Raw genomic sequence first — 16,532 nt, 5'->3', positions numbered from 1 at the left:
TGAGCTCTGCTTCACAGCTGTCTGCTTGACATCATAGCAATGACAGGTTTTGAGCAACTACATCCCTGACAGCTCAGGTGTCATTGCGAGCGAGTCTTCGAGCGCGGCAATCCTTGTTGCGAGCGAAGCGAAGCAATCTCGTGTTAAGGCTGTTTCAAGTTTTTACGATTTTTGCTCATGATTAATGCACATTTGCCAGAAAAGTTCCCTCAAAGATGGAAGCTTTGCGCTTGGCACAGCTTCCTGCCCGGAGGCTTACAGCCCGGAGGGGGACTGTCCCTCGCTGTGTAAATTTTTCCATTAAAACAAATCTCTACCAGGAACCAATGCAGCATCAATCTTTTTTATTGTACCTCGCGGGGACTGTCCCAATTTCCAGAAAAGTGACAGTTCTTCGAGGTGGAGGCGGCTTCCAGCCGCATGGAATTTAATAGCCTGCAGGATGCAGGCTCCACTTTAAAGAAAGTTACTCACAGGTTCGGTCCCGGGCCCCCCAGGGGAGGAGCTGTTAAGAAACACGTAATGCTACCGATAGTGCTTGCAAGCCAAAAATTTCTGAGTTAATATTACCCTTATGGAAAACGAAATCATTCGCCGGGCACATGATAAATGCTTTAAAGGTTTCTTCAAAAGAAAGAACGTAGTTGCTGACTATATCAGGTATTATATTCCATACGAGATACGAAGACATGTTGACCTGAACAGTCTGCACATATCTATGACTGGATTTATATCCAGAGAAATGAAAGAGTATTTCTCAGATGTCATGGCCACACTCGATATCATTGGCAGTGCTAATTCTCTGCGCCTCTATTTTTTATATGAGCATAAAAGTTATCCTGACTGGTTTGCCAGAGTGCAAATGCTCAACTATGAAATTCAAAAATGGATTGAGTTAAAAACCAGTGATCAACTAAGCTCACACTTGCCTGTGATTATTCCGGTGCTTATTTATAATGGCAAAGACAAATGGAAGTTCAGCACTCATTTTGAGGATTACTTTGAACTGCCATCAGAACATTTTTTAGATTTCGTACCTAAATTCCGCCACATTCATCATGATATCGGCCGGATGGATGATGCAGCTTTTAAGACAAGCATAGTAATGGAGATATTTCATTTACTGCTCAAATACATCCATTATGATGAGCTTGAGTCAAAAGTTGATGAAATATACAGCCTGATAGCGAAATTGCCGGATGGAGACGAAGCCAGAGATTATCTGGAAATATCCATCAGATATATTCTTTCCATAGGGAAAGTTTCTCAGAAACGACTTGTCCATTCTGTAAAATACTTTGCAGGGGGTGAAAAAATGTACGGTGTAGCAGCACAAGAAATAATCAGCGAAGCTATTGCAAAAGAAAAACCTTACTGGGAGCAGCAAGGTGAAATCAAAAAATCTCAACAGTATATCATTGAAAATCTAACTGAAAGATTTGATGTGGTTGGACAATCATTATCTGAAAAGATTAAATCCATTCAGTCTTTAGATATCCTTAATATGCTGTTCAAAAAAACACTTCGTGTCAACTCAGTGGAAGAGTTTGATCAACTGGTAAACAAAGTTCTCAACTAAACAGCTTTTCATTAATTCCTCTCACTTTCCCTGGCCGCCTATTCCTTAACTGGAGCAGGCGGCTTTTTTGAGCCTTTGTAAGCCAAACCTTTAGTCTTCAGCCTTCAGCATGAAAAGTCCAGTTTTAGCCACAACTTGACGATTCTTGTTTAATGTGGGTTGTGGGCATAGCCTACATTAGACATCCTAACGTGCCTAAATTATAAGCGTTTGAAATTATGGAGCTTATTTTTTAAACTGTTAACACTTAACTGATAACTCACAAGACAAAAAGATGTTGAAAGCAAGCCTCAAGCTCCGTGAAAATGAAATTTCTTCTCTATATCCATAATCAGCTCAAAGAATTGGTCATCGGTCAGAATTCCCATTTCAAGTTCACTGGCAAAGCGATTAATAAGCTCATCTAACATTCGTTCCAGGTCTGCCACGGCCTGGTCGGTAAATTCCTGAATCACTTTTTGAGCCGCATTCCTATCTTGCTGCCAAAGCGCAAGATACTCTGTTTCCATGGAGGACTGTCTTACTGCGAGATCCGCTTCAAACTCTGCAATGGCTTGATGAGCCGTGGAGGCCAGTAGCGGATAGTCCTGCAGAACCAAAGCCTGCATCTTGCGAGAGCGCCAGAACATGGAGTGATCATCTATCTGCCCGGTAGCTCCCTGATAAGCAGAAGGCAAATCTATCAATCCCTTATAAAAAGGCATATAAACTCCAAGATCGGGCATACCCAGGGCTATGTAGTTGATAACCGCAATATCACGGGGTAAATCAGGACGCGTCTGGGTAATATGGGAAAGGGATGCGCGCATGACGCTAATAGGTCGGTAAACTTCTTTGGGGTTCTCATTCATATAGGGATCGTGTGGTGTTCCCTGGTAGCGGTTGCGCAGGCCCTCGGCAACGTCCTGTACAGTTAGTTTACGTTTCGGCTGGACAAAAACCGGAAAGAGGCCGTCCTGATACTCATACTCAATGCCGGAGAAAAGACGCAGCAATTCACGCACTCGTGGATAATTGTAGGTATGATCGTCCTTGCTGTTGCTGATGCAGCATTTGAAAAAATTGAAAGCCTCTTTTTCCGGGCTGTAAAGATGGTTTTGAATCAGAAATTCTTCAAATCCTTGAGAGGTCATGACATTCATGGGATCCTGAAAATCCAGCTCCTGAAAACGGCCCTGATTGGCAGACACAAAAAAAGTGTCTGCAGGCAGTCGCTGAGCTACCCAGTGATGGCCGGATGCTGTTTCCAGGTACCAAATCTCATTACGGTCGCTGAGTGCTACTCCAAAACCATCATCGCTTACTCCTGCATTTTCAATCATATGCCCCAAAAGGCGAATGCCTTCCCGGGCAGACGTTGCGTAGGGCAGAACAACCGAAGTGATGGAGTCTTCCGTAATACCAGTTCCCTGCACATAGGGATCTATGGCCAGAATGGATTCGCTGTTGAAAATGGTTTCAGTGGCTGAAATGGATACGCCATAGTCGTTAACCCCGGTTTCTTCAAAAGAAAGGTTTGTTTTGCCCTGGGACTGCCATTTGGGAAAAGCAACATATCCTAAGGCATTGGGAGGCATAGGCCAGGTAAAATCATTATCATTGGCAAAAAATACTTGCGCATCGCTGCGTGGAGCATGCCGGATGATATTTTGAGCATCTGATGCTCCGGCATTGTCTTCATTACGGGCAATGATAAGGGATCCGTCCTCAGTGGCCTCCGGCCCAATGAGGATGGTGGTGCAGGCTGCAACCGGTGCAGCAGGCAGAAAAAAAAGTACGGAAAAAACAAACAAAGCCAGCGTTGCAATCCCTGAAGCTGAGCTCCAGGAAGAATCATAATCACATTTCATAAAGTAATCTCCTGTTTCTCCGGTTTTTAAATTAGCATGATTTCTATAGTCGCCACGACATGTTGATTAAAATGCTGATAAGACTCAGATCTATATATATTCTGGTGCAAATTCAATGAAAACTTGAAAGTTAAAAGTTACGGTTCGCAATGAAACCTGAGATGTCAGGGATGTGGTTGCTCAAAACCTGTCGCCCACGAGGGAGCCTAAGCGACCGAAGCAATCTGCATGGTAAAACCATAATGCTCTGAATTTATTACATATACGATTGTAGTTACTTGTAAGCTCCCCACCCGGGCGGCCCGGGACCGAACGTGAGAGTAACTTTACGACTCTGTCACTTTTCTGTAAATTGGAACAGTCCCCGCGAGGGATTATAAAAAATGATTGATGTTGCATTGGTTCCTGGAAGAAATTTGCCTTAATGAAAAAATTTACACAGCGAGGGACAGTCCCCCTCCGGGCAGGAAGCTGTGCCAGGCGCAAAGTTTCCATCTTTGACGGAACTTTTCTGGCAAATGTGCATCAACCATAAGCAAAAATCGTAAAAATGTGAAAACTGTAAACATCTGATTTTATAAGCAAAACGATTATAGTTACTTGTAAGCTCCTCACCCGGGCGGTCCGGGACCGAACTTGTGAGTAACTAAAAAATCAACCTTAACACGTTAGAGATTGCCGCGCTCGAAGACTCGCTCGCAATGACAGCTGAGCTGTCAGGGATGTAGTTGCTGAAAACTTGTCACCCACGAGGGAGCCTAAGCGACCGAAGTAATCTGTATGGCAAAACCATATTACTTTGAATTTATTACTTATTTGGTTTTAGTTACTTAGAAGCTCCTCACCCGGGCGGCCCAGGACAGAGCCTTTGAGTAAATTTACGAGCAAGTCCCTGTGCAACTTCCAAAGGCCTGAATTATTTCCTGTTTTTTAAAAACAAACCATTATGCAGATACTCAACTTACATCATCTTTTTTCCGTCATTAAGCAGATGCCTGGTCTTACACTCATACTTGTAATCCTGCTTGCTTTATCAGCATGTGCTCCAAAATCTGTTCACACCCAGGAAAGAGCAGAGCCGATTATCACCCCTGAAGCTCCTTTTGGCCCCCCCCAGAGCTTTGAAGCTTTCATCAATACAGCTTTAAACAGGCAGCACTCGCCTGTTGAGACCCTGTTTACACCTATGGACAACGGAGAACCTGAAGCTTTATATCTCATTGTCAGAGAACGTCCGGTTCTTATTCTGGACAATAATGTTACCTCTTTTCAAGGAGGGCCTGACTACCTTGCAACCGGTTATACGGACGGGAGCATCCGCATTTTAGGCCGGCAATCCTGCTCCGGAGTTGTGCTTCCTGCCCGGGAAAATGTCCGTGGCGTCTGGTGGGACGGGTATGGACCATACCTGGCTGCAGCAGGCGAGGATAAATCAAAGCTGACACTGTTTGACTTAGACAGGTGCGCCGGAATACATGAAATCTCAGCGCCTGGGCCGGTATTTCTAACTGCCCTGTCTCGTTTCGGAAACCATATCGCCATCGTGGATGAAGGCAGAAGACTATGGGTCGGCAAAACAGGAAATGAACTTGAACACCTTGCAACGCTGCGCTATGATCCGCTGCAGATGGTTTTTTCTCCTGGCTCTGGAGTTCTGGTGCTGGTGGATGCTGCAGGCTGGCTTACTTTATGGACTGTGGACGACTATGAAATTCTTGAACAGGTTCTTATTCCAGGAGGCATATTCCAGCAGGCTGATTTTATTGGTGCAACACTTGTCCTGGACAACAATCTGCCCTCCCAGACTGCCTGGGATATTCCATCAGCCTCCAAAGCCAGCTTCTCAGAACTCTATGGCAGCTTTGTCCTTGACGACCGACTTCTTTATTATATGTACCCTGATTTTCAGTATATCAAAAAAACCTTCATGGGCAAACCTGAGTTTACAGTCGTAGCTGACCAGGATACAATGACCATCAAGGTGGTGGAAATTGCAGGCCGGGAAACATTTTACAGGGCGGCTGACGGAAACTTATCCCAGCATCAAACTCTGACTGATCCTGAAGAAATCAGTGTTGACATTTACGGTGGATTTACATGGGCAGGCGCTGAATATATCCTTGCAGACCCGGTCATGATCACAGATCAGCATGCACTCTGGGCAAGATATGTTGAAGGCCGCGGATATTACCTGTGGTGGACTCCTAATCCCGGATTAGATAAAATGAATTTTCCCCAAAAGCTTCCCCAGCGCGATAATATTCGAAAAGACATTCCTCCGCACTGGGAAAATATTTATTAACATCTTTATAGCTAAAAGCGTCACATCTAAGCGCGCTTGACCAGGTAAACATGCGTAAACATCAGACACACGGTTTCAGCCTCATAGAACTTATGATTGTTGTGGTCATTCTGGGACTTCTGGCTGGTCTGCTGGTGCCCAGAATCATGGACCGTCCCGATGAAGCCAGAGTCACCAAGGCTAAAATGGATATCAGGGTTCTGGAATCAGCCCTGCGCTTCTATCGCTTAGACAACGGAATGTATCCCACCACGGAACAGGGACTGCAGGCCCTGATCCAGCAGCCTGAGAGAGGACCTGAGCCGCGCAACTGGCGGCAAGGCGGATACCTTGAAACCTCAACCGTACCAAAAGATCCCTGGAGTAACGACTATATATACCGTTCTCCAGGCGCTCAGGGACGCGACTTTGAAATCATCAGCCTCGGTGCTGACGGAAGGGAAGGAGGGTCAGGATTTAACAGCGAAATAAGAAACTGGGAGATGGATCCTTGAATAGGGGACTCACTCTTGTGGAACTGCTCATAGTTCTTTTAATATTCAGCCTCGGCTGGTTCGCTTTATTGCCCCGTCTTGACTTGACCCGGGCAACCCCGGATTCCTGGCAGACACTGAACTCTCACCTGACTGCCATCCGTCAGGCAGCCATTGAAAGCGGCGTGCGTCAAAAAATCAGTTTTGCTCCTGGTCAGGACTATTTCCAGTGGCAGGATGAAAGGCTCAGACTTTCCGCGCCTGTTTCAAGGATTATGGTTAACAGCCAGCAGGCATTGTCCGGTCCTTCAAACTTTTTTATCTACCCGACAGGCCACATGGATGAAGTATTACTGGTTCTAAGCACTGGTGAATCAATGCGCTCTGAGCCTCTGTCATGTCTGATGATTCAATCAGAGTAAAATATTAAATGAACGTATCTATTCACCATGCTTTGAGGACAGCCTGCATCCTGGTTTGTTTTCTGTTGCTGCAAACTCCCAGCCGTGAGCCCGTAAGTCAAAACCAGTAACTTATTCACGTAGCTGAGAGTCCGTCTTCATATCCATGATTTTGACTAACGCGGGCTTTACCAGCAACTCCAAAAAAGATATTTGAACCGCCCGTTCGAAGACTCACTCAAGACGCAAAGGGCGCAAAGGAAGAAAGAAGTTTTTTCATTTGCCGGGGAACGGCAAATGAAAAGACAGCCTTTTTGAAAACCGATGCCCGGTTTCCAAAAAAATATTTTCTTTATTATCTTTAACTTTGAGTCCTTTGCCTGCCCAGTTGAATTGCTCGAAGAGCAAGCCCGAAGGGCATTCAACCGGGGCGCCTTTGCGGTTTAAATATTCTTGTTTTTTTATGTCATAGTTTCAGGAGTAAGTTACTTACGGGCTCACGGCTGGTCAAACAGGCAGCAATGGCGAAAACCAATCAGGATGCAGGCTTTACATAAAATGAAAAAATGTGGTGAACAGTTACAAATGGTCAATCAGGAAGGTTTTTCCCTGGTGGAAATCATTGTGGCCCTGCTGGTCGGCACTATACTCATATCTGCCTTATTCAGAATTCAGGGTTACAGCTTAGATCTGTATAGTAGAGACAATGCTGTGTGGGAAAACATCAACTTCTTTCAGGATATTTCCGTCAGGAAAGACATGGATGAGCTTGCCCGTCCTACAGGCATATGGACACAAGACCAATATCAATCTCAGATTGCATGGAGGACCATTCACATCTCCCGGGACAGTCATATGACTGAATGGGTTGGTCTGGAAACCAGGATCGACGAAACAGTATTTCGATGGTCATGGCCTTCGGTAAATTGAACATCAAAGGCTTTACCCTGGTAGAAGTTCTGGCAGGGCTAATCATTGCCGGCATCCTGTCCGCTATTCTGGCTTCAGTTATAAACCAGGGAATTCAGACAAGCCAGGCTTTGCTTGAAGAGCGAGACAGCAGCATTCACAAAGCAGCGCTGCGCAGAATTATACACCGGGATATTAAAAACATGGAAGTAAGAACTTCCATCAAACCTGAAACCTCAGGATTCAGCCTGATAACTTCTCACAATATTCTAACTTCAAATCCTTTGCCTGTCACAGTGAACTGGAATTTTTCCAATGGCAAAATAGTCAGGTCTGAGGAAAATGAAGAGCTACTCTACAGTGCTGAACAGATTATTCATCAAGATTTAAACAGCTATGAGCTGGATTTCTTCTGTATGACTCAAGACAGGTGGATCAGTTTAGACAACTGGCTTTTAATTGCTGAGAGAGGGGAACCTGTGGGTTTACGCCTGCGAATACAGTTTAAAGATCAAAAACCTTTTGCAATTATTGAAAATGCCCGGAAAATACAATAGCCTGAGCAGCACAAGAGAAAAGGGAGCAGCCCTGATATTAGTCCTTGCCGGACTGTTGAGCCTGTCAGTTGTTGTTTTGCGGGCAGGCGAAAAAACAGCAGTTACCTCACGGGAAATGTCCATGCTGCTTCTTGAATACAAAGCATCCGTCATGGCTCGGGAAGGAATCAAAACCGGCCTGAACCTGTTTGCCATGCATCAGGAGCAAGCTGAGGAACTGGGTTTTCAGCCCATTGTCTGGTCTGATCAGGGACTGTACATCTCCATAATCCCCTGCGCTTCCAAAATCAATATTGGAGCTGCCACTGAGACTCAAGCAGTGGGAGAACGATTCAGGCAAGCCATTTACAATCTTCTTACAACACAAGGCCTTTCTCTAAATGAAATGAACAGCCTTTTGTACTGGATAGGTGCTTCAGAGCCAATGGGGCCACATAATGATTTTTCTGTATTGCAACTGTCGGATGCACTGCCCTTTCAACCTCCGGAACGTATTCCAGACCGTCCTGAAGAACTCAAACTTGTGCCAGGTTTGGAAAATATTTCTGCAAGCTGGATTAGCAGCAAATTAACTGTCTGGAGTGCGTACCATGCCATAGACATCAATACGGCGTCTCAAACCATTGTTCTGGCCGTTTTACCGGAGCTTGAACATTATTGGGACCAGATCAGCCGCCTGCGCCAGAGCCAAAGCATTACTCATCCCAACGAACTTCTCAACAGAGTCGGCTTGGATATGGCCACCTACACTACTGTGCTGCCATATATTTCATTTCAGCCTGAATACTTTGAAATGACCGTGGAAGTACGTCAGGGGGCCTGGATGGAAAAGCACAGGATTATCCTCAAAGCCCATCTCATGGATCATGACACAGCACCGGAAATAGTAGCGAGGGATGTGCTGGAGGCAGGAAAGATATGATTTTACCCATACTTAGAAAATTCAGGGAATTTTACGCCATTACTTTTGAGAACCAGGAGTCTCTTGTCCATCACTGGAAAGAAGGCGCAGGCATTAGAGTCGAGGCTTCCCAACTAAAACGCAGACTTCCCATCCTGATCATTATTCCGGACCATTATTTTTTCTTTCATTTTATGCCCCACCTGCAGGGCTCAAAACGCAAGGCTCTGCGCCAGGCAGCACAATTACAGATTGGCAATCTTTTTCCAGAACCCCGGACAGATGAACGACCTGTAATTATTGATACCGGTAAATACATTTTAGGGTGTTATCCATCTTTAGAACTGAATTCCTTGCTCAAAAAACACAGCCACTACTTTGCCAATGCCCACGGCATAACCACCGGATTGCTTCTGGCCTTAGAAATGCTGCCTTTAGACAGCGATACTTCCTGGCTTTTGAGCACTCCGGGACAACCAGTTACCCTGATAAACCATAACACATTACAGTATTTTTCCGGAGATCAGCGCGAAATTGATCAGCGCGTAAATATGCTTTCCCATGAATATAGGCTTGAAAAAACAACTCTCAATGATTTGATCAGCCAGCTTTCCGTATCTGGCAGGCCATGGACAGGACTGCAACTGAGCCTGCCTCATTTTGAAAAGGACAACAATCTGACAGGCACAGTGCTGAAAGCAGCATTGATAATACTGACAACTGGGCTTCTTTTTTGCGCAGGCCAGTTTTTTCAGCTCCGCGCCGTCCAGACTGAACAGAAAGCATGGGAACAGGAACTCCAGTCATTATATGTCAGAGCTCTTGGGCCTGACCATGGAAGTGACCCTTACGGGCTCCTTTTATTCAGAGCCAACCAGACGCAAAACAAATCTCAAGGTGTAAATTTTATTCAGTTACTGGGACTCATCAGCCAGCACGCCCCTCAGGGTATGAACATTGAAAATATCTCCATGAGCACGGATACCGCCACCATTACCGTTAACATGGATAATTATCAGCAAATGGAAAAACTTCTGGAAGATCTTGCAGATAGTTCTGTCTACCGGTTTACGTTAGATCAGGCTGATTCAGTAGAGGGAAGAATAAACGCGGTGATGAGTGTAAGCATGCCGCATTCATAGTGCTAAATTATTACCACTGCAGCAACGATTTATTTATGTTGGGAGGGGACTGGCTATTTTTTCTGCTTAAGGTCGGCAAAAGTGCGTGCCCCCATGGACGAGGCAATTATTTAAACAAAATATCGCTGTAGCGCTACAAGACAGGAAAAAATGATCAAAATTACCAGCCTGCTGAACAATATGAATTTCAGCCGCGTCATGTCCCCTGCCCAGCAGAAAAGGGCTGCCTGGATGTTGATGGGCCTGTCATTCCTTTTACCTCTGTTGATCTGGTCATGGATTGACTCAGCATCTCAAAGCAGCCAGGAACGTAAAGAACAGGTAGTCTATCAATACAACAGAGCTCTTCCTCTGACAGCCGGGTTAGAGGCCCAGTTGTCCGGAGACAGATCCACAGACCGCTATCGTAACGTATCTCCTTTTGCAGCAGTCCAGCAGGCTGTCAGAGACATCAACCTTGAGCCCAACCTGACTTCTGTCCGCCCGGCTTCAACTCCAGGAGGGCGTGAAGGGGTTCGCATACTCGTTGAGAACCTCAATCTGCCTCAAATGATCTCTTTGTTTGACAGCTTCCAGAACCAGGCTGGCCTGGAGTTAGTATCGGGCAATATCAATAAAAGAGTGGACAATCCACAGCGCGTTGATATTACCTTACTATTGACCCGGTAGTGTCCTTCAGATCATTTCCTGCATGCCTGCAAAAAAATGTTCTTTGTCAAAAACATCGCTGTGATCAGCTGCAAAATTTTTTAATGCAGGGAAAAAGCTCTCCCACTCCTTAACTTCATTAACCTTTTTACCATTGACGAAAAATTTAAAAGTGGTGTCAGCAGGGCAACGCACCATGGCTATTTCTGCAGATCCATTGGAAGACCTGTCTGACCAGAAAGCGGTATAAGTATTGTCATCTCCTTCTGTTTTTTTGTACTTTTGAAAAAAATCTTCAAATATCTGCTTTATCTGCTGCCTGTCCATAAAATCTCCTTTTGGATATATTTTCCAGACAATCCGGACACATGGTATAAATCACTGTGTAAGTCTTTTCTAATGTTCCCTCACCCGGAGGGCTCAGATACTCAGCCTCTTCCCAGCTGTCCTGAGTCCTTAGCCGTCCACAGGAACTGCACCTTTGCTTCAATTGCAGAGTCTGATTTTCAGAATAGTTAAAGTGAACATTATGGCTGCGCTTTTCTGTAAACAATACGGTATGTTCCATCCTGAATGCCCCGCTTTCTTCTGGTACAATCTTCATGGACATATACCTTTTCATTTCAGGAGAATCACAGCGATAAGGCCTTTCCACAACTTTACCGGTAACCATGGCGAGCTTGATCAATGTGTCCACCCACATTCTGGTGGTATTGCCTTTGATAAAATGCCAGATAGGCCTGCCCTTAACATCCGGCTCCACTACGTTGCGTCCATTATTCTCAATGGCAAACTCATCCCAGGGACCACTTACAGCAGTAATGCGCATATCTTTGTCTAACCAGTAAATTATCTTTTTCTCCTGATTACTTTTTGTCATGGTCTTTCAGCCCGTCCAGTTCCTGCAAAATGTTGAGGGCCTCCTGATACTGCAAGCCTTCAAGGAGGGCTTCCATCAGACTGGTCTTTTCTTCACCCAGCTGTGCTGAAATTATTTTTTTTAACTCAGCAAAAAGCTTTTTGGAGTTCATGCTGTTATGGCGCAAACCTTGTGTCAGCCTGTATAGCTTTGCGCTGTATTCCTCATCAGACAATAGTGTTTCCTCTGTCCCCTGGTCTGATTCATGCCTGCCCAACTCTGCAATATGCTTCGGGGCAGCTTCAAAAACATCCTGAAGCTTCTGGTCAAGTTCTTTAATCAATACATCATACCCCATTCCCCCGGTGTTGAACTCTTTTTCCAGCCTGGATGCAATCCCGGCCAGCTTTTCAGCGCCCAGTGAAGATGCAATGCCTTTTAAAGAGTGAACCCTCATCCGTGCACTTTCAAAGTCTCTGCTCGCAGCCATGGTCTGCAGCTCAGAAACAACTTCCTGGTACTCATTGATAAAATTCTGCAAAAGATTTTTTACCAGCAAAGGCTTATCACCTGCGGTTCTAACGGCGAATTCGATATTCAGTACAGGACAGTCAGCATGCAGGCACAGGCTGTCGTGATCTTTTTCTGTACCGTATTGAGCACCTGCCATGATATCTGGAAGGTTTATATTCAGGATCCAGCGCATCAGTGCTATTTTCAGCGCTGTCGGTGCAATGGGCTTGGTCAGATGTTCATCCATACCTGCTTTAAGTGTTCTTTCCTTATCGTCTGCCAGGGCATGGGCTGTCATGGCCAGGATTGGCAGTCGCGGCACTTCAGGCTGTTCAGCATCCTGATCTGCAACTAAAGCCCTTTGTCTTTGAGCTTCAATCCTTCTAATCTCCCTGGTGGCATCATATCCATCCATGACCGGCATTGAAATATCCATAAGCACAAGATCAAAGCTGCCATCCATGGCCTTGGTCACAGCCTCCCGGCCATTATGGGCAAATTCGGTCTTTATGCTTAGATCCTTCAAAAGCTCATATATAATATCCCTGTTCATAAAATTATCATCAACCACCAGCACCTTTTTACCTTTAAGACCCGACAGGTCAACGTCTGCAGGCAATTCCCGGCTGAACCCGTAGTTTAACCCAGCAAAAACACTGGCCTGGTCTGCAACCTTTAATAAAACTGTGAAAGTAAAGGTGCTGCCTTTTCCTGGCTCGCTTTGCACATACACATCCCCGCCCATCATTTCCACCAGCTGCTTGGTAATGGACAGCCCCAGTCCGGTTCCGCCATATTTTCTGGTCGTGGAACTGTCCTCCTGCCAGAATGGGGAGTAAAGAAGGCTCAACTTGTCGGAACTCATGCCTATACCAGTATCCTGGACAGAAATCCTGATTGTTACAGGATCTCCTGTTTTGAAGTCAGTCTTTTTTGACATCTGCTTGCTGGTTTGGTCCAACTCAACCTTTATGGAAATTGTTCCCTCATGGGTAAACTTGACTGCATTACCTGCAAGATTGATAAGCACCTGGCCCAGACGAAGAGGATCTCCCTCAAAAGCGGCAGGCAGGTCCGGGCTTAATTCCACTGTCAGTTTAAGACCCTTTTCCTTAGTATTGATGGACATGATGGACTGCACATTGTCAAGAACATCCTGAAGTCGGAAAGGTACCTCTTCAAGCTCCAGATGACCTGCCTCAATCTTGGAAAAATCTAAAATATCATTAATTATGCCGATTAATGACCTGGAAGCCATGTCTATCTTTGCCACGAAATCACGCTGCTTTGGGCTCAGGTCGGTCTTCAGTACAAGATGAGTCATGCCGATTATCGCGTTCATGGGCGTTCTGATTTCATGGCTCATATTGGCGAGAAAGGCACTTTTGGCCTGGGTAGCCACATCTGCAGCATGAGCCATTTCATTAGCAAGCCTGGTGGCCTTTCTCAACTCTTCATTACTTTTAATCAGCTCCTTTTCTGCTGTTTTACGCTCAGTAAAATCAACTGCATTGCCTACAAAGTATAAAAGTTTTCGGGCATCATCAAATACAGGGGTAATTACGGAACGATGCCAGCGAATGGATCCGTCTTTGTGAAAAACCCGGTATTCCTGACCATCAACAGCCTTTTTCATGGTTAAAGTCTTCTGCATGTGTTTTTGACACTTGTCCAGATCATCAGGATGAATCAGGTTCTTAAAGTCTTTGTGCAGTATCTCTTCAGGATCATGTCCCAAAAGTGTTTTCCAGCTGGGTGAAACAAAATTGACTACTCCGTCCAATGATAAGGCATAAATAATACTCTGGCTGTTATCTATCAGGATCCTGTAATGTTCTTCAGCTTTTCTGAGGCTTTCTTCCATGAGTTTACGCTCGGTGATGTCATGGGCCACCCAGAGTACCTGATCGTGTTTATACTTAAAGACTTTGGCTGCAAACCAGTGTAATTTCCCCTCTATTTCCATGTTGTAATCAAGAGTTTGCGGATTGCCATCTGCAAGAACCGATCTTACTATATTATAGAACTCAACCGCTGCCTCTGCAGGCAGAACATCGCTGAAAGTTTTACCAAGCAACTCTTCCTTGGGCAGATAGAGAAGGTTCAGACCGGTGGGGGCGACCTCTACATACCTGCCCTCATTATTTATAACCAGAATAACATCCTGCATGGCTGCAAAAAAAGAGCGAAGCTTTTCTTCCGACTCCTGCAGGGCCTGTTCAAACTCTCTTCTTTCAGTAATATCTTGAGCCGAGCAGACCACATAGTCCACCTCTCCATCCTTGCGTTTGATGGGAGCTTTATAAACGGAAAAATATCTTGTACGGCCATACTGATCCTTGAACCATTCTTCCGCATGTACGGGCTCACCAGTCTCAAAAACTTTTCTGTTGGTTTCTAAAACCTTGCTCACCACATCTTCAGGGATAACATCATACATATTCTTGTAAGCAAGCGCTTTGGAGTCAAGACCGTAAAAATCAGCATGCGCCTTGTTGACAGCACCATAAGTATGCTCATTGGTCAGATGCCAGATCTGAATCTGAATATTATCAAGCAGTATCTTTTTTTCCTGATTCAGTTTCTTCAAGCGCAGATTCCATGCTATTCCAAAGATTAGCAGCAGAAAAGCACCGAAAGCATATTTATACAGAACTGTATAGTCAAAAGGTGTTTCCACAGTAATGTTTACATGTTCATTGACTATTCTGTCCCTCTCCCGGGGGGTTATGGTGACAATGGCCTTGCTCAGAATATCCCTGAGCTCTGTTTTATGTTTGAGCACCCCCATGCGCAGACGATTGATATAGTGCTCCCCGGGAGGCTGACCTGCAATTTTCAGGTTAAACCATCCATCCCTGCGAATGGTGTAAGCTGCTATGGTCAGGGAACGAAGGGTCATGTCAGCTTCTCCAGAGGAGACCATCTGATAACATTCGGCTTCAGTTTCTACAGTGATAATATTCAGGTTGGGGTAGTCCCTGCGCAAAAATTCCTCCATGGAGGTTCCATGTGGCAGAACTACTGTCCGGTCAACAAGCTCAGCTGGATCGGAGATATAAGGATGTTCATTTCTGGTTACAAAAACATTGGGGTCAACAAAAAGAGGCTCTGTAAAAATCAGCCATTCTTCTCGCTCTGCAGTCTGATTCAGGAAGGGTAAAAGCATGCAGCCGCCCTGCCTGGAAACCATCAGAGTTTCAGGCCAGTCTTCCGTTGGTACGATAGTAAAGGGAATATTCAGGCGATCTGCAACCAGGTAAACAAGATCAGCAGCAATGCCAGTAAAATTACCATCTGCATCCATACGCTCATAAGGTTCCCAGTCCGGATCAACGCACATGGTCACCTCACCGAGATCATTTAAATACTGTCTTTCCTGCGGGGTTAACTCCAACCCTGCAAGGATGTGACCTGGTGCAAGGGAGACAAATATATAGAAAAGAGTAACTCTAAACAATCTTGCAAGCATTTATAATCTCCAGAACTGAGCGATTCATAATTTCATAGTATATTATCGATATTTTCTTGGTCTCTGATTTATCTTTGATCTATTTTTTTTGACAAAAATTTACAGGTAGCTACAATCGTATATGTAGTAAAATCAGGGCACTATGGTTTAGCCATACAGATTGCTTCAGTCGCTTAGGCACCCTCGTGGGTGACAGATTTACAGCAACCACATCCCTGACAGCTCAGGTGTCATTGCGAGCGAGTCTTCGAGCGCGGCAATCCCTAACGCGCTAAGGCTGATTCTTAGCTACTCCCAGGGTCGGTCCCGGTCCGCCCAGGTGGGGAGCTTCTATGTAAGTAAAACAAAATTGATGGCAAATAAGACAGTTGATGTATTGTGATATAACTTTCACAATACATATCTGTCAGCCAATACGCAACAGCTATGTTCTGATTATATGTAATTATTAGTTGAGTTTTTTTGGGGTAGTGGCTATAAATTCAGCTGTCGGACTGTTTCCAGGAATCTGACAAGAAAATTCAGGAGGTTATGAATGAGTGAGAAAAGGGATGCCTTTGTCCAGAAGGTCAAAGGCAAAATTGATGAATGGAATGCTGAGATTGATCGCTTAAGCGCAAAGGCTGAGCAGGCTGAAGCAGAAGCCCGAATGGAGTATGAAGATGAGATAGCATCTTTGAAGTCATACCGGGATGATGCCCGAAAAAAACTGGATAAGCTGCAGAAAGCCGGTGAAGGCGCATGGGAAGACTTCAAGGCTGGAGCTGAAATGGCTTTTGACGCCATGAACGAGGCAATGCAATCTGCAAGGCAGAGATTCAAATAGTCATCCTTCTCCAAAGAACCCGGATATTTAACTGTTCGGGTTCTTATAATACTATTTTAATCAGTTCTTTCCAGTGTGAGGGGCATTCAAGACCCTGGAA

14 protein-coding genes are annotated in these 16,532 nt (G+C 45.1%); 10 read left to right on the top strand and 4 right to left on the bottom strand.

Translation table 11 applies throughout. From position 1 onward, the window contains the following. Nucleotides 1-574: 574 nt before the first annotated feature. Nucleotides 575-1,579 carry an Rpn family recombination-promoting nuclease/putative transposase gene (locus LZ23_RS00975; RefSeq protein WP_045210761.1) on the top strand — a complete coding sequence of 335 codons (1,005 nt, stop codon included), beginning with the start codon at nt 575-577 and terminating at the stop codon, nt 1,577-1,579. 290 nt (nt 1,580-1,869) lie between these two features. On the opposite strand, the gene LZ23_RS00970 is transcribed toward LZ23_RS00975, so the two are convergent. After that, nucleotides 1,870-3,429, bottom strand: coding sequence for a C69 family dipeptidase (locus LZ23_RS00970; RefSeq protein ID WP_052507002.1), 1,560 nt, complete (start codon nt 3,427-3,429; stop codon nt 1,870-1,872). Nucleotides 3,430-4,375: 946 nt separating this feature from the next. Between LZ23_RS00970 and LZ23_RS00965 the strand changes: the two genes are divergently transcribed. From LZ23_RS00965 to LZ23_RS00930, 8 genes are all read left to right on the top strand, one after another. Further along, nucleotides 4,376-5,731 carry a WD40 repeat domain-containing protein gene (locus LZ23_RS00965; protein ID WP_045210759.1) on the top strand — a complete coding sequence of 452 codons (1,356 nt, stop codon included), beginning with the start codon at nt 4,376-4,378 and terminating at the stop codon, nt 5,729-5,731. Between the two features lie 50 nt (nt 5,732-5,781). After that, nucleotides 5,782-6,225: a type II secretion system major pseudopilin GspG gene (gspG, locus tag LZ23_RS00960; RefSeq protein ID WP_045210758.1), complete on the top strand. Its 444-nt coding sequence runs from the start codon at nt 5,782-5,784 to the stop codon at nt 6,223-6,225. Further along, a complete protein-coding gene (locus LZ23_RS00955; RefSeq protein ID WP_052507001.1) occupies nt 6,222-6,626 on the top strand; it encodes a prepilin-type N-terminal cleavage/methylation domain-containing protein in 405 nt (134 codons plus the stop codon). The genes gspG and LZ23_RS00955 overlap by 4 nt, the downstream gene beginning before the upstream one ends. Before the next feature lie 537 nt (nt 6,627-7,163). Continuing rightward, nucleotides 7,164-7,535, top strand: coding sequence for a prepilin-type N-terminal cleavage/methylation domain-containing protein (locus tag LZ23_RS00950; RefSeq protein ID WP_198145869.1), 372 nt, complete (start codon nt 7,164-7,166; stop codon nt 7,533-7,535). Next, entirely contained in the window at nt 7,511-8,071 is a 561-nt protein-coding gene (locus tag LZ23_RS00945) for a PulJ/GspJ family protein (protein WP_045210752.1), read from the top strand. Before LZ23_RS00950 ends, LZ23_RS00945 begins: the two co-directional genes overlap by 25 nt. After that, the gene (locus tag LZ23_RS00940) at nt 8,052-8,993 is read left to right on the top strand and encodes a type II secretion system protein GspK (protein ID WP_045210751.1); all 942 of its coding nucleotides are present in this window, start codon (nt 8,052-8,054) and stop codon (nt 8,991-8,993) included. Before LZ23_RS00945 ends, LZ23_RS00940 begins: the two co-directional genes overlap by 20 nt. After that, nucleotides 8,990-10,114: a hypothetical protein gene (locus tag LZ23_RS00935; protein WP_045210749.1), complete on the top strand. Its 1,125-nt coding sequence runs from the start codon at nt 8,990-8,992 to the stop codon at nt 10,112-10,114. Before LZ23_RS00940 ends, LZ23_RS00935 begins: the two co-directional genes overlap by 4 nt. A 150-nt stretch (nt 10,115-10,264) precedes the next feature. After that, entirely contained in the window at nt 10,265-10,783 is a 519-nt protein-coding gene (locus LZ23_RS00930) for a hypothetical protein (RefSeq protein ID WP_045210747.1), read from the top strand. Nucleotides 10,784-10,789: 6 nt separating this feature from the next. On the opposite strand, the gene LZ23_RS00925 is transcribed toward LZ23_RS00930, so the two are convergent. Genes LZ23_RS00925 through LZ23_RS00915 form a run of 3 tightly spaced genes read right to left on the bottom strand, consistent with a single transcriptional unit; the run spans nt 10,790 to nt 15,606 of the window. Further along, nucleotides 10,790-11,089 (bottom strand): hypothetical protein, encoded by a 300-nt coding sequence (locus tag LZ23_RS00925; protein ID WP_045210745.1) that lies wholly within the window; start codon nt 11,087-11,089, stop codon nt 10,790-10,792. Then, on the bottom strand, nt 11,058-11,642 hold the full coding sequence (locus LZ23_RS00920; protein WP_045210744.1) for a PhlB family protein: 585 nt from the start codon (nt 11,640-11,642) through the stop codon (nt 11,058-11,060). Before LZ23_RS00920 ends, LZ23_RS00925 begins: the two co-directional genes overlap by 32 nt. Beyond that, on the bottom strand, nt 11,629-15,606 hold the full coding sequence (locus LZ23_RS00915; protein ID WP_045210742.1) for a PAS domain S-box protein: 3,978 nt from the start codon (nt 15,604-15,606) through the stop codon (nt 11,629-11,631). The genes LZ23_RS00920 and LZ23_RS00915 overlap by 14 nt, the downstream gene beginning before the upstream one ends. A 535-nt stretch (nt 15,607-16,141) precedes the next feature. Between LZ23_RS00915 and LZ23_RS00910 the strand changes: the two genes are divergently transcribed. Continuing rightward, the gene (locus LZ23_RS00910) at nt 16,142-16,432 is read left to right on the top strand and encodes a sll1863 family stress response protein (protein ID WP_045210740.1); all 291 of its coding nucleotides are present in this window, start codon (nt 16,142-16,144) and stop codon (nt 16,430-16,432) included. The last annotated feature ends 100 nt before the right edge of the window (nt 16,433-16,532 follow it).

Source organism: Desulfonatronovibrio magnus (assembly GCF_000934755.1).
In the GTDB taxonomy this organism is placed as follows: Bacteria; Desulfobacterota; Desulfovibrionia; order Desulfovibrionales; family Desulfonatronovibrionaceae; genus Desulfonatronovibrio; species Desulfonatronovibrio magnus.
This window is presented reverse-complemented; position numbering and strand designations above follow the sequence as displayed.